Here is a 13,100-nt window from a genome sequence, read left to right as displayed (position 1 = left end):
TTCAAATTTGAAACCGATGGGTCATTGAAAGCTGCAGATGTTTTAAGCTATGTGCTCCAGAGACTTGAAAAAAGATTTACTATTTTAATGGAAAGCCTTTCGGATTAAAAATAATTTTTTTAACAAAATTATAATATAAATAACATATGAAGCAATGCTGGATATGATTCATATGCAACATATATACCGACCAGTATGATTATAATGGAAAATACCTTTCTTAATTCCCCCTTTTTGGTGCCAAGATTTACAGACAATTTTGTTCCAAGATATCCTCCAAATATTCCGCCTATTACATATACTATTGCAACCAGGAAAAGCACATCTCCTATAATTCCACTCCCTATGTATTGCAGTCCAGGAGCAACTATTGCATACCTAATAGCAGTTACAACGCCAAATGTTCCAACAGCAAGAAGTGATGTGCCTATTGCCATTCCTATTTTTATTTTTGATGATGCTAAAAGTCCGGGAACTATAAGGAATCCACCACCTATGCCGAAAAATCCAGATGCAAATCCTACCATCAAGGAGTATCCGGATACTTTACTGTACCTGGTCTGTTTTGCCAGCTGTTTGCAATCTTCATTGGGGACAGCCCTGCATTTGCTTATATACATGTAAATGCCGATGATGATCATAAGCAAAGAGAAGAAGAACAGGAGTTCACCACCCTTTATTATAAGGCCTATTGTAGAACCTATAAGTACGCCTATTATACCTACTAATGCAAATACACCGCCAAGTTTGACATTTGCATTTTTCTTTCTCAGATGCTGTACAAAATTAATATATGCCGTTATTCCAACAGCCAATGCTGTAGTTCCTATTGCAAGGTGTGGATGATGTATTCCAACAAAATATATAAAAAGAGGAACGGCAAGAATTGAGCCGCCGCCCCCTATAAGCCCCAGGCTAAATCCCACTGCAACTCCAGAAATAATTGCAAGAATATACTCAATTAAAGTTATATCTATCATTATATCAAATCAGTATTGCAAATGGGTATAAATATATTATTCACAGGGATATAATAATATTCAAATTTGTGGAAAATTAACATTAAAATCCATATTTGTGAATTATTAATTTTCATGCAACAGGTTGCTCAGATGGTATAATGCCTTTCCGGCATTGGAATTATCTATTATTATCCAGATTTCAGTGTCAAGCCTGTATATATTTGTAAATTTAATCCCGTATGTCATAAGATAATCGGTTATGAGAAGTGTGAGCCCGGGAGTGAACGATGACTGCTTTGGCAGTATTATTTTTATCAGTGCGATCTTGCTCTCCTGGTTTCCCGTCTTTGCTATGCATACGTAAATATTTGACTCCTTCATGACGAGTATAGAATTTTCCGGAATTTTTTTGATATCGTCAAAATAAAGTATGCTGTATTCATATTCGATTGTGAGAGATGACTTTTTAAGTATTTCCAGATCATCTGTATACTCTGGCTTTTCAGATTTCATATTGGCCAGCACCTTTACAATGGTATTAAATTTAACATTTTTTCCTGTCATGGCCTCTACTTTGTCTCTTATATTTTCCGCTATTTTGGTGTAATTGCATAAACCGCTTGAGATTGCCATAGAATAAATAAGATTATTGCTTACTATTACTTTTACTGAATCCGAGATTTTAGTCATAAATCATCATTATATTCCTGTATAAATTCATTGCTATTGAAAATAATAACATATATACCATGCTATGATTCATATGTGTGAATTATATAATAAATATAAATTAGTTAATATTAAACATTTTTATAAAAATAAACATAAAATTAATTAAATGCTATATAATAGATGAGGGTATCGGTGTATAAATGAGAATAGGAATCATAGCTAGAATCAACTGCCATTCATGCATAAGAATTGCAAAACGTATAATAGAACTGATTCCAGCATCCTGGGAATTATTGCTTGAGGATAAACTTGCAAGGGCATTAAACAGGGATGGGATTAATTTCAAGGATATTGACGCAGATATAATAATTGTAATTGGCGGTGATGGCACCATACTTAAAACAGCCCAGCTTTCCAGAGGAAAAATACTGGGAATAAATGTGGGTGGATTGGGATTCCTCTCAGAGGTTGAAATAGGCAATATAGAGGAATCTGTATATAATTTGATTAAAGGAAATTATAAAACATATGATGTGATGAAATTAAACGTCTATATAAACGACCAGTTATTTGGAAAGGGGATTAATGATGTGGTTATACATACTGCAAGAATATCAAAGATAAGGAAATTTAGTGTTTACATTAACGACCGTTTTATGGAAAACACCAGTGCAGATGGCGTTATTATCGCAACACCAATAGGTTCCACATCATATTCCTACAGTGCGGGAGGCCCAATACTCATACCTTCATTAAAGGCGATGGTTATATCATACATCGCACCTTTTGGTTCAAGGCTCCGGCCCATAGTGTGCCCGGACAACACCAAGATAACTATAAAGGTTATAGGAAAATTCAGCTCTCTTGCAATAATAGATGGGCAAAAAGAAGCAGTAGTGAGTGAAAATGACCGCATAGACATACGGGTTTCGGATGAAAAACTGACATTCATAGAACTTAAAAATTCGTTTTATGACAGGTTAAGGGAGAAATTGATAAAAGATGTGGTCAATTAGGGAAAGAACATTGAAAATGATAATGGAAGCTTCTAAGGATTCCTACCCCAATGAATTTGGGGCGTTTCTCAGGGCAGAACATAATATAATATATGAGATAGCACTCTTGCCCGGAACAATAAACGGCAATGTGCATGTAATATTTCCCATGTATTCTATTCCCATAGATTTTACATATGTTGGATCTGTACATTCCCACCCCTCCGGCAACACACATCCATCTGATGCTGATCTGCATATGTTTTCCAATACAGGCCCTGTCCATATAATAGTGGGGTATCCATACAATTTAAACAATTTCTCTGCATATACAAGAAACGGAGACCCATTAAAACTGGAAATCCTTTAATATTTATAACGTAGTATTCCGCAGTAACCCCCAAATTTTTTAATTATTTCTCCAGATTCAGTATAATCGCTTATAACATGGACATTTATTCCTGTTATTTCATTAAGGAGGTCTCTGGTTTTTGGATCCTTAAACTTTGACTCAGAAATCAGAATGTCCTCTACCATGTTCATTTTTGCATATTTCACAAGTTCTTCGTATCCGTATATGCTCAATCCAGTTGTGTTCAAATTTTTAAGAAAGCTATTTATTAATTTTTCATCGGCGGCCAGCCTGGCATCTTTTAGTATGTCACCGGATTTTTTCTCCGCCATAAATTCATATATTCCACGCTTTCCATTGTCAGTTTCTGGAAAATCGTATACAATCATAGTATTAAAAAACGGATCGTTTCTGATTTTTCCATATAATTTTGTATGCTCAAATCCTGGGCCAAGTATAATAATTGATGGCTGATTCCTGATATTCTTCAGGGCATTAATTATTTCACTATAGTAACCTGTTTCCTCACCAGTGGAACCATAATCTTTTCCTGATTTCCTGGATGATATGTCGGCTATCTCCTGAAGCCCATATGATTTCAGAAGAGCTATGGTACACGATTCGTCATCCAGGGACACAAAAACTATGTTATTGTTATAATAATTTTCCACAGCCTCATGCAGAAGATTACGTTCTTCGCTGCCCAGATTCTTTATAATGGTGATTTCATCGTCCACACTGACCATTACGGATTGATGGCTCCCTGAGTTTTCCCCCTCTATTATCTCACCCAGTATTTTCAGATTATCTGTATAGGGAAGGAAATCAACCTTTTCTATCCTCAGCTTTACTGTTATTTTCTTTCTTTCTGTTGATTTTGAACGGTTTAGGTCAGCATTCTGCTCCTGGCGCCGGAATACCGATGTTATAATCTGGTCATCATGATCCAGTATATTTTTCAGATACCATAAATCATCTATGGTATTTATCTTAAGAATTATTTTTGAATCCTTTGGGTCATCTTCTATGATTTTCACTGGTAGTTTATTTAACATTGAATTAAAAAACTTAGCCTTTTATTAATTCATTTATTTCATCCCGTATTCTATAATAATGTGATCCTTCCCAGTAATATTTTCCGCATTCCGGGCACTGCTTTACAGTTTCGAACCTGGATTTTACCAGGTCAAATCCTTCGCCCATTGTTTTTGTTTCAACAACACGGAGTATTGCATTGCATTCAGGGCATCTTGTGAAAAACAGGTCAGGGTCTGGTGGGAACATTTCTGTTATTTGCTTTAACTGTGCTTTAAAATCAGGGCTGTTAAGGAAAACAGATTTCGGGTATCTTTTATAGAACTCATAGTCCCGCGTCAGCAATACGAGGTCTTCTCTCATGCATTTTTTCAGTATATCGTTATCACTGTTGCATTTTGGATACTGTGTGTCATAACCCATTATCCTCATCCATCTGCAGGTCCTTCCCAGCATATGGTCTGCCATAAATTTAGGCATCTTTCCACCGTGGGGATATATCATTTTTTATTCCTGAAAGATCAAGCACCCTGGCTATGACAAAGTTCAGCAGGTCTTCCATACTTGACGGCCTGGCATAGTATCCGGGAACCGCAGGTGATACTATCACGTTATTCATTGAAAGTTTCAGCATATTCTCCAGCATTATGGTGCTGAATGGCATTTCCCGTGGAACCACTATAATTCTCCGTTCTCTCTTTCATGGCTACAGTAGCCACCCGTGTTATGAGCGTATCCGATATTCCTGCTGCAATTTTTGCCAGTGTTGATGATGAGCATGGAATCACAACAAATGTATCAAAAATGAAACTTCCGGAACTTATCCTTGCCGCTATATCAGAATCCTCATAATAATAATCTGCAAGGCTTTTTATATATTCAGGGGAATATTCTGTTTCTAACTCCATTACCTTTCTGGCACTATCAGACATCACCAGATGTACTTCCGCATCCTTTATATTCTCCAGGAATTTTACTGCAAGTACTGTCCCGGATGCTCCTGTTATTCCCACAACTATTTTTTTCATATAATTTAAATATTGATTAATCAGATATTATTTTTTCCTGTTAAACACGAAATACAGTGCTATCATTCCAGCAATTATTGCCGCAATTATCCCCACATACATATATTGTGTGGAAATGGGTTTTACCACAGGCTTTGAAAACGAAAACCCGGGATATGCCCCAGCATCTAATGCCTCTATGTTTGTATATCCCTTAACCTGTGAGTGTTCATTCTCGGTGACATTGAAGGCCTGAGTCATATTCTTCAGAGTTGGGGAGCCTATAGTGGATAGAGCCTGTATAAATTGCAGGCCATATGGATTCATTCCAGTGTAGCTAAGATCGTATACTATTAGATATTGGGTGGATAAATTAAAATCGTACTTGACATAGGTTCTATTATCGATTACATCAGTAAAAAACGATACCCAGTTTGAAGCGGTTACCGATTCCTTTGTCCCATTGTGGTAGTATGTAATGGAAGGTATAGAAGAGGGTGCTGGCGGTAATGTTGGCGTGGAAGCTGATGAGGCAAATGGAGCCATGATCATAACAAGCGAAAGTATAACTATGATTGCCGGCATGTATTTTTTCATTTATCCTGTATATTAATTTAGGTTTAAAATCTTTTTCTTAGTTGAGTTTAAAATCAGCAATATTTTAACTAAAATAGTGTCATTAACTTTTTAAGTAAAGATTTATTTCAAGAAATATATGAAAGGCCCTGGGAAAAAAATATTTACGGTTACATTGATTTTTATACTTATCATATCATCACTTGCGATTATTGGTATGGGAGAAAAACCCGTGGTAAGCCAGGTAAACAAAACAGATAATAAAAATGGAACATCGCAAACCTTAATGGCATATGTCCCCTCTGCTCTTCAGCCATATGTAAGCAATGATCTCAATTCAACAGGAATCCATTATAATTATTATGGAAATCTGATAAACGTCAATGATTCGCAGAACAAGGGTGAAATATCTTATATTTTCAGTCAGTTGAAAAGTAACTTCGGCATAAAGTATTTTACATTCAATAGTTCCAATGATTTTATTCCATATGTGCAGAACCCTGCTTATCAGGCCAGTCCATACACGCCGTCAAACATTTACAGTGCCTATGACATGAATTATATACACAGTAAGGGGTACTATGGCAACAATACCACAATAGTTTTGGTGGATGCCTATGGCGACCCAACACTGGGCTACGATGTGAGCGCCTTTGATAATCTAACTGGACTTCCCCCTATAAATCTTACCGTAACGACGCCTGAGGGTGCCATAACGTCCACAAATTCCCAGTGGGCTTCAGAAACAGCCATAGATGTTGAATGGGCACATGCCATGGCTCCTGGGGCAAAAATAAACCTTGTGTTATCACCGGGTAGCGGGTCCAGGTTGCTTGATTCCGTAGCCTATGCCGTCACACATAAACTTGGGAATATTATTTCCCTGAGCTGGGGACAGGCAGAAAGCCAACTTTCCACTTCGGCTCTATCCGATCTGAATAGTATATATAAACAGGCAGCTGAGAATAATATTACAGTGGTTGGCGCCTCCGGTGATTCAGGTGCCGATGACGGGACAGCCCACCTCTCTGTAAATTTCCCCGCATCTGATCCCTATGTCCTGGGCGTTGGGGGAACAACGCTGAGACAGACCAGCAGCGGGTTTACACAGACTGCATGGGGAAATATGGTCAGTGGCAAGGTAGAGGCAAGCGGAGGTGGATTCTCATCCTATTTCAGCACACCCTACTATCAAGCGGCACCCAATTATACAGGAACACAGAGGGGAGTGCCTGATGTGTCGCTGGATGCAAATCCGAATACTGGCGTACTCGTTATTGTGGATGGGCAAAAGTCCACCCTGGGAGGAACCAGCATTGCCACACCAATGTGGGCAGGCATAATAGCTACAATGGACCAGTATTTCAATAGATCTCTGGGACTTGTTAATCCGTTATTCTATAAGATTTCAGAGACAAAATATTATAGCAATGCATTCACACAGATCACCTCTGGCCAGAACTTTGGGTATAGTGCAGGACCGGGATGGAACCCTGTAACAGGTCTTGGGACTCCACTTGTCAGCAACCTGATAAATGATACGGGCCTGGTAATGAATGGTTATGGCACTGTTGCAACATTCAATAATACCTCATATGCAACCAGCATCTCTGCTAATATCAATGTCCCCGGCAATAGCGTTGAACAGTTCAACGGGAGCACATTTTATTATCTGGGATTCTATGAAAACCAGGATAATTATATAAAATTCGGTATACTTGCAAATTCTACCGGATATTATTATAAATTCAGTATTTACGAGAATGGAATCCGGACTGAGGGTATTATTCCAGGATCAGCATCGGCTTACCTCGGTGTGAAGATTTCCGGAAGTGAAGTATCTTTCACTGTAAATAATGCAACAGTAAAAACTCTGAATATAAATAATGTAACAGTCAAAACTCTATATATACCGCTGGCATTTGCCGGAAATTATCACGCAGCAGTTGGTGCACAGCAGGACAATGCAAAAATAAACTTTGTAAACATCCCCCAGGGGAAATACAGCAACATTGCAATAGAAAACCAGAGCGGGCCTATAGCTTACACTGGAATATATAGCTCAGGATACGATAATATGGGAAATGGTTATAGCAACATCACACTTAAATACAATTCTTCAGATAAAATGTTGATTGCCTCAAAGGGGAAGGAAATAAACCAGGAAATCAATGGAACAGCTGGACCTGTTCACATTCTTTATTCCATAGACTTTGGTGCTAAATCAACAGTTACATTCAGCCTCAGCAACGGGGCAACTGCAACCTATAGTGTAGATGGTAGTTCAGCAACGAATCCAGACGAACTTTCTGGTGGTACATACACGGTATCTACCACATATAATGGAAAAACTATCTCAAGGACAATAAATATTCCAGATATAGTATCCGTATCAGTAACTGTAAATTCTAGCCCATCCTATTATTCCCCACACTATAACCTGCTCCTAGACCATTACTTCCATTATACATCCAGTTCAGGAACAAGAACGGTTTATGAGCTTTCAAAAAATAACAATGCGTCTATTAGTTCATCCGGATATTACAGGGCATATGCCAGTGCAAAAAGCATCACATCCATGTCCCTTGTTCCAGAGAAGGTCATGGTAGATGTTTTTGTTTCAAACGGAAATGCAACTGTGAAAATGAATGGCACGGAAACTCAAAATGATGGGGGATACCATTACCTTTCCATTACACCTAATTCAACAGATATAAATGTAACCGATCCTGGGTATAATACATACAACAAAAATTTAATATAATCCCAGGTGCCAGTAAATATATTTATGTTCTCCTGTATCCAAAAAATAACAGCCTCACTGAAGTAACCGGCACTGTGGAAAATATACAGTACAGCTATGGGCTTAGCAATGTGAATATAACGTCAGGAGGACAGACCATTGGCTATACAAACCAGTCAGGCCAATTTATCCTGTTTTTGAATGGAACAACCACAGCAACATTCCATGAATACCTTTACCAGAATAATACCACAAGCATTTCTCACGGGAGCAATATAGTTTACATGAGCCCTGAAAGTGTCTCAGTGGTTCTTATAAACTTCAAAATTACATATACACTTCCACTTGGATTCTACTATGCCTTTGTATCATGGGATAAATATCCATCAAGCAACTTTGGGGAATATGTTGTAGCCTATTCAACCAATTCATTGATGCTCAATGCACATACAGCGGTTATAACAGCCAGAGGCACTGATTTTGCATTCCTTCCGGGTTTAACACTGGGTAGAACATATTATGTAATGGTGGATACATATTCTCCTAACGGGTCTTTCATTTCCTCCAACGAGGTTTCAGTTCACTATACCCTGATTTCTTACCTGATAAACATTTTAATCCTGGTGGGTATATTAAGCTACATAGTATTTATAATCCTGTTCTTCATGAGAAGGAAAAAGAGGAAAAAAGCATTAAAAAATGAAGATTATGAAGAAGAATATTTTAAATATTAATTAATAAAATTATTTTATTTCCTTAAGTATTTCTTTCCTTGCTATATCCATATTTTTCAATTTTTCGTATCCAATTTCTATTGACCTTGTCCTGAGTCCACAGTCAGGATTAACCCTAACAAGATCAGGAGGCATTATGTTCAGTGTATAATTTATCCTGTCCTTTATTAATTGAACCGGCTCAATATAGTCTATATGGACATCGGTTACACCCAGGCCAATGAATTTCTTCCGGGTATTCAGCTGCTGGAAATATTTAAGATCTTCATATCCACGCCTTGCTGAATCAGAGGTGCCAGGCTCCAGTTTATCCCTGTTGGCAAATTCAAGATTGAGCCCGTCTATTTTTATGTCGTTCATGACATCGTAAAGAAGCCGGTAATCAGTGCTATAGCACACGTGTATTGTAAATTCACAGTTATCTATGCCTTCAACAGATTTATTAAGTGAATCCACAACCATATCCATCTCATCCGGGTGAGTGGTAGTAGCAGGTTCATCAAGCTGTATTTCCAGTTTCCTTCCAGGATACTTTGAGTCCCATAACCTTTTCAGTGTTTTTATTTCCCCGTTCAACAGTGAAGCAAATGCCATTGCGGTATCATATCTGTCTCTATAATGTTCATTGAAAGACCAGTCCATCATGGTATATGGCCCGGTCACCGGGATTTTTATATTATCATAATCCTTTGAAAGTAGATATTCCAGTTCATCAGAGTGAAACGATTCCTTAATGGAAAGGTCATCTACTATACTTCCCTTCTTGTAATACCTGTTGTCAAATGACCTTACCGGGCCATAGAATTTTATGCCGTCGATTCTGTTGGCCTGGTGCTCGTACATTTCCCACCTGAACATCTCCCCTCCTACGCCTATGTTGTCTAATCCGGCGTGACTTAATAGTTCTATTGTCTCATCTGTGGCTTTTTCAGAAAGTCTGTAATATTCCTCTGTTCCATATATCTTATGGAATACTGTGCTAAGGTATTTAGGCTTCCTGAAACTTCCTATTTCCTGCGATATTAAATATTTGCCCATTTTACTCACCTATATTTGACATAAGATCCAGTTTTCTGTCTGCAATAATCCTTGGCAGAAAATCAAAATATTCGCTATGGCTCACTATTATCCTGTCAGCATCAAGTGATTCTATTTTTCCATTTATATCCGAAAGAGTCTCCATTCTGGTGTTGTAGCCATCAACAAGCTTTACACCGGGTACCTTCGATTTTTCTGATGAAATTTTGAAATTTTCTGCACTGTAATCCACTATTATGGAATATGGATTTCCATTTACATTGCCACTGTAAAGTTTTCCGGTCGTAATCAGTTTTATTTTGAAATCCTTCATTGGGCTAATATCAAGTACATCTGTTTTTTCATAGGGAATCGGATCATAGAGAACCAGGGATTTGAGACCGAATTCCTTTAGTATGCCAGTGTAAATATTTTCAATTTTCTCCTGAAACTCACTGTAGGGTATACTGCTTCTTGACATCTTAAAGAATGACACTGGAGACGGAAGAAAAGCATTAAAATATTCTCCACTGTTAATATATAATGGCAATGGGGGGTTTTCATTTAGTGGTGAAAAATTCTTGGGATCAACGGATATGCCTGTTATATCACCTACCAGTGGCATTCTATAGAAACTGTTGGTTTCCTTAAACCTTGTAAGTGGGCCAAGTTCAATGCCGTCCACTATGAGCGATATGGGCCTGAGTATGTCATACCAGTTGAATAGGGGGTCTGTATGATGTATGGACCTTTCGCTCAATAAATCGTAAAACAGTGCTTTCTCTGACTCTATATTTTCGCTGAGTGAGGCATCCGGGAGCATACCTTTCTCCCACCTGCCAATGTGCAGCCTTAACTCGTTGGTTTTAGGGTAAATTCCATAAACTAGTTTTTCTACCTGCATAGGGGCTGATATTCCGATATTAATAAAACATTTTTGTTAAATATATGATTTTCAGTAATAATGGTTTAATCAACCACATTTTCCTTCAGTTCCATATAGGGTTCCTCATCGCTTATACTTATCATGGCATTCAATGGAAGCACCATCTGTTCCTCACCGTGCCCGAAGGGTGCACCGTACAGTGATGGTTTATTTATCTCATTCATGAACTTCTGTACAACATCCTCTATTGATGGCATTGGCTCCTCCTTGTCGAATATAGCCTTGAAATCACCAAATACAAATCCGTTGAACTGCTCAACAATATGTGCCAGCTTCATGCTGAAGAAGTAACGGTCAATATCTCCTGATGTCACGTCGGTATCTTCAATGAAGAATATCCTGTTTGCAGTTTCCGGTATATAATTGGTACCCAGCAGGGATGCCACAAGTGAAATATTTGTTCCCATTGAGTAACCCTCTGTTTTTCCCGGTATAATATATTTTATCAGCCGGTCATGGTATATGTTAATTTCTTCTGATTTGCCAGATAGTATTCCAAGAAATTCCTTAAAGGATGGCTTAGCTATGTCATCCACATCAGATGCCACCATTGGGCCATGAAAGGTGATCAAATTTGAATTCCTGTTTATTGCAAGATGTAGCGCTGTAATATCACTGTACCCCATGAATATCTTCGGGTTTTCCCTTATGGCCTCATAATCAAGAAGTGAGAGGATATGGATGCTTCCGTAGCCTCCCCTGGCACAGAATATGGCCTTGACATTGTCATCACGAAATGCAGTCATTAATTCCTCTGCCCGGTCTTTTGCAGGGGCCGCAAGGTCGTTCCTCTGATTAAGTTTCTTTATATTTTTCCCAACAGTAACCTTATAGCCCAATTTTTTGAGCTTTGAAATTCCTCTGGAAAGTTTTATCATATCAGGTGCGCTTGCAGGTGCAATAACCCTTATCTCATCGCCTGGATTCAGCTTCGGTGGCTTAACTCTACTGGTCATATTCATCAAACTCCGTTTTTATCTCATTAAGAGATTTTCTGTCCTCCATAAGATGCAGTATAGCTGAAGAGGCTGCATGTATTGCCAACATCAGATTTTCACCGGCTCTGTGCGGGTCTGCAGCCTCCCTGAACTGGTCGGAATGCCCCGGAAGCCCCGTGCCAATTTTCATGTCTATATGGCCGGTGGGAACTACAAGGCTTACATTGGCTTCATCTGTGCTCCCATTTGGAGGTTCATCAAGTTCATCTATGTTTACAGGATTAATTCCTATTCCTGCCAGTTCTTCATAAAGTATTCTGTCTATTGCATGGTTTGCCCTGTATTCTGTATAGACTGGCATTAAATCTTTTATTTCAAGTGTGGTACCGTAACCCTCTGAAATACCGTTCACCAGTTTTTTGATTTTCCCAACAAACTTCTTAAGAAAAATTGAACTGTTTGATCTGAGGTCAACCTCCATGGCGGCTCGGTCTGGAACTACGTTTGATGCTTTTCCTCCATCCCTTATAACCATGCCTACTACAATGTTCCTGTCACTTCTGGCCCAGTCGCGCATATTGTTAATGGCAGAATATGATGTTACAAGTGCATCCAGTGCATTAATGCCGTAACATGGTGATGCAGCCATGTGTGCAGATTTTCCGTGAAATATAAATTCCATTTCTGAATCTGCCAGTGCCTTTGAACCCACTGCCCAGCGGTCATCGGGATGCATGCCGATTACAAAATCAATGTCCTTGAATGCATTGGATGCAGCCATCCTGGCCTTGCTTCCTGCATATGGCCCTATCCCTTCCTCTGATGGTGTCCCGAAAACCACTATTTTCCCTGATGAAAGAAGGGACTTTACCACCATGGCTGTTCCATAGGCCCATGCAGATATAAGATTATGCCCGCAGGAATGCCCGTTGGGTAAGGCGTCGTATTCCACAAGTATTCCAACAACCGGTGTTCCAACACCATATTCAGCCCTGAATGCGGTGTCCATATCCATATAGGGATTTATTATGATAAAACCCTCCTTTTGCAGTTCGTCCATAATTAATTTTGAGGATTTATATTCCCTGGCTTCCAAGTTCAGCGTAACCATAAATTTTTTCGG

General features: G+C 38.7%; 15 protein-coding genes. 4 read left to right on the top strand and 11 right to left on the bottom strand.

Annotation, left to right across the window (positions count from 1 at the left end):
• Positions 1-128 precede the first annotated feature (128 nt).
• Together AMDU4_RS03475 and AMDU4_RS03470 are read right to left on the bottom strand one after the other, a co-directional pair.
• Positions 129-980 carry a sulfite exporter TauE/SafE family protein gene (locus AMDU4_RS03475; RefSeq protein ID WP_021786599.1) on the bottom strand — a complete coding sequence of 284 codons (852 nt, stop codon included), beginning with the start codon at positions 978-980 and terminating at the stop codon, positions 129-131.
• Positions 981-1,085: 105 nt separating this feature from the next.
• Positions 1,086-1,652, bottom strand: coding sequence for a hypothetical protein (locus AMDU4_RS03470; RefSeq protein WP_021786598.1), 567 nt, complete (start codon positions 1,650-1,652; stop codon positions 1,086-1,088).
• 182 nt (positions 1,653-1,834) lie between these two features.
• Between AMDU4_RS03470 and AMDU4_RS03465 the strand changes: the two genes are divergently transcribed.
• Positions 1,835-2,650, top strand: a complete 816-nt coding sequence (locus AMDU4_RS03465) for an NAD(+) kinase (RefSeq protein WP_021786597.1) — start codon at positions 1,835-1,837, stop codon at positions 2,648-2,650.
• On the top strand, positions 2,637-2,999 hold the full coding sequence (locus AMDU4_RS03460; RefSeq protein ID WP_021786596.1) for a Mov34/MPN/PAD-1 family protein: 363 nt from the start codon (positions 2,637-2,639) through the stop codon (positions 2,997-2,999). Before AMDU4_RS03465 ends, AMDU4_RS03460 begins: the two co-directional genes overlap by 14 nt.
• Here the strand turns inward: AMDU4_RS03460 and AMDU4_RS03455 are convergent.
• From AMDU4_RS03455 to AMDU4_RS03435, 5 genes are read right to left on the bottom strand one after another with little or no spacing between them, the layout of a single operon-like run.
• Entirely contained in the window at positions 2,996-4,036 is a 1,041-nt protein-coding gene (locus AMDU4_RS03455; protein ID WP_021786595.1) for a pelota family protein, read from the bottom strand. The two genes, AMDU4_RS03460 and AMDU4_RS03455, sit on opposite strands and share 4 nt — an antisense overlap.
• A gap of 13 nt (positions 4,037-4,049) precedes the next feature.
• Positions 4,050-4,496 carry a Mut7-C RNAse domain-containing protein gene (locus AMDU4_RS03450; protein ID WP_021786594.1) on the bottom strand — a complete coding sequence of 149 codons (447 nt, stop codon included), beginning with the start codon at positions 4,494-4,496 and terminating at the stop codon, positions 4,050-4,052.
• Positions 4,489-4,662, bottom strand: coding sequence for a hypothetical protein (locus AMDU4_RS03445; protein WP_342765600.1), 174 nt, complete (start codon positions 4,660-4,662; stop codon positions 4,489-4,491). Before AMDU4_RS03445 ends, AMDU4_RS03450 begins: the two co-directional genes overlap by 8 nt.
• The gene (locus AMDU4_RS03440; protein ID WP_021786593.1) at positions 4,628-5,044 is read right to left on the bottom strand and encodes a UbiX family flavin prenyltransferase; all 417 of its coding nucleotides are present in this window, start codon (positions 5,042-5,044) and stop codon (positions 4,628-4,630) included. The genes AMDU4_RS03445 and AMDU4_RS03440 overlap by 35 nt, the downstream gene beginning before the upstream one ends.
• A 27-nt stretch (positions 5,045-5,071) precedes the next feature.
• A complete protein-coding gene (locus AMDU4_RS03435; RefSeq protein WP_021786592.1) occupies positions 5,072-5,620 on the bottom strand; it encodes a hypothetical protein in 549 nt (182 codons plus the stop codon).
• Between the two features lie 118 nt (positions 5,621-5,738).
• Between AMDU4_RS03435 and AMDU4_RS03430 the strand changes: the two genes are divergently transcribed.
• Together AMDU4_RS03430 and AMDU4_RS03425 are read left to right on the top strand one after the other, a co-directional pair.
• A complete protein-coding gene (locus AMDU4_RS03430; RefSeq protein WP_021786591.1) occupies positions 5,739-8,363 on the top strand; it encodes a hypothetical protein in 2,625 nt (874 codons plus the stop codon).
• 74 nt (positions 8,364-8,437) lie between these two features.
• On the top strand, positions 8,438-9,076 hold the full coding sequence (locus tag AMDU4_RS03425; protein WP_021786590.1) for a hypothetical protein: 639 nt from the start codon (positions 8,438-8,440) through the stop codon (positions 9,074-9,076).
• Between the two features lie 9 nt (positions 9,077-9,085).
• Here the strand turns inward: AMDU4_RS03425 and AMDU4_RS03420 are convergent, their stop codons facing one another.
• The 4 genes from AMDU4_RS03420 to AMDU4_RS03405 all read right to left on the bottom strand — a co-directional run bounded on the left by AMDU4_RS03420 (position 9,086) and on the right by AMDU4_RS03405 (position 13,088).
• The gene (locus AMDU4_RS03420) at positions 9,086-10,114 is read right to left on the bottom strand and encodes a methionine synthase (RefSeq protein ID WP_021786589.1); all 1,029 of its coding nucleotides are present in this window, start codon (positions 10,112-10,114) and stop codon (positions 9,086-9,088) included.
• Position 10,115: 1 nt separating this feature from the next.
• The gene (locus tag AMDU4_RS03415; protein ID WP_021786588.1) at positions 10,116-10,997 is read right to left on the bottom strand and encodes a hypothetical protein; all 882 of its coding nucleotides are present in this window, start codon (positions 10,995-10,997) and stop codon (positions 10,116-10,118) included.
• A 65-nt stretch (positions 10,998-11,062) separates the two neighbouring features.
• Positions 11,063-11,995, bottom strand: a complete 933-nt coding sequence (locus tag AMDU4_RS03410; protein WP_021786587.1) for an LD-carboxypeptidase — start codon at positions 11,993-11,995, stop codon at positions 11,063-11,065.
• Positions 11,985-13,088, bottom strand: a complete 1,104-nt coding sequence (locus AMDU4_RS03405) for an amidohydrolase (RefSeq protein ID WP_021786586.1) — start codon at positions 13,086-13,088, stop codon at positions 11,985-11,987. The genes AMDU4_RS03410 and AMDU4_RS03405 overlap by 11 nt, the downstream gene beginning before the upstream one ends.
• Between the last annotated feature and the right edge of the window lie 12 nt (positions 13,089-13,100).

The sequence above is a fragment of the Ferroplasma sp. Type II genome, from assembly GCF_000496155.1.
This window is presented reverse-complemented; position numbering and strand designations above follow the sequence as displayed.

Coding starts and splice junctions, on each gene's coding strand:
- AMDU4_RS03475 (WP_021786599.1), bottom strand. CDS start 980: ATGATAGATATAACTTTAATTGAGTATATTCTTGCAATTATTTCTGGA.
- AMDU4_RS03470 (WP_021786598.1), bottom strand. CDS start 1,652: ATGACTAAAATCTCGGATTCAGTAAAAGTAATAGTAAGCAATAATCTT.
- AMDU4_RS03465 (WP_021786597.1), top strand. CDS start 1,835: ATGAGAATAGGAATCATAGCTAGAATCAACTGCCATTCATGCATAAGA.
- AMDU4_RS03460 (WP_021786596.1), top strand. CDS start 2,637: ATGTGGTCAATTAGGGAAAGAACATTGAAAATGATAATGGAAGCTTCT.
- AMDU4_RS03455 (WP_021786595.1), bottom strand. CDS start 4,036: ATGTTAAATAAACTACCAGTGAAAATCATAGAAGATGACCCAAAGGAT.
- AMDU4_RS03450 (WP_021786594.1), bottom strand. CDS start 4,496: ATGCCTAAATTTATGGCAGACCATATGCTGGGAAGGACCTGCAGATGG.
- AMDU4_RS03445 (WP_342765600.1), bottom strand. CDS start 4,662: ATGCTGGAGAATATGCTGAAACTTTCAATGAATAACGTGATAGTATCA.
- AMDU4_RS03440 (WP_021786593.1), bottom strand. CDS start 5,044: ATGAAAAAAATAGTTGTGGGAATAACAGGAGCATCCGGGACAGTACTT.
- AMDU4_RS03435 (WP_021786592.1), bottom strand. CDS start 5,620: ATGAAAAAATACATGCCGGCAATCATAGTTATACTTTCGCTTGTTATG.
- AMDU4_RS03430 (WP_021786591.1), top strand. CDS start 5,739: ATGAAAGGCCCTGGGAAAAAAATATTTACGGTTACATTGATTTTTATA.
- AMDU4_RS03420 (WP_021786589.1), bottom strand. CDS start 10,114: ATGGGCAAATATTTAATATCGCAGGAAATAGGAAGTTTCAGGAAGCCT.
- AMDU4_RS03415 (WP_021786588.1), bottom strand. CDS start 10,997: ATGCAGGTAGAAAAACTAGTTTATGGAATTTACCCTAAAACCAACGAG.
- AMDU4_RS03410 (WP_021786587.1), bottom strand. CDS start 11,995: ATGACCAGTAGAGTTAAGCCACCGAAGCTGAATCCAGGCGATGAGATA.
- AMDU4_RS03405 (WP_021786586.1), bottom strand. CDS start 13,088: ATGGTTACGCTGAACTTGGAAGCCAGGGAATATAAATCCTCAAAATTA.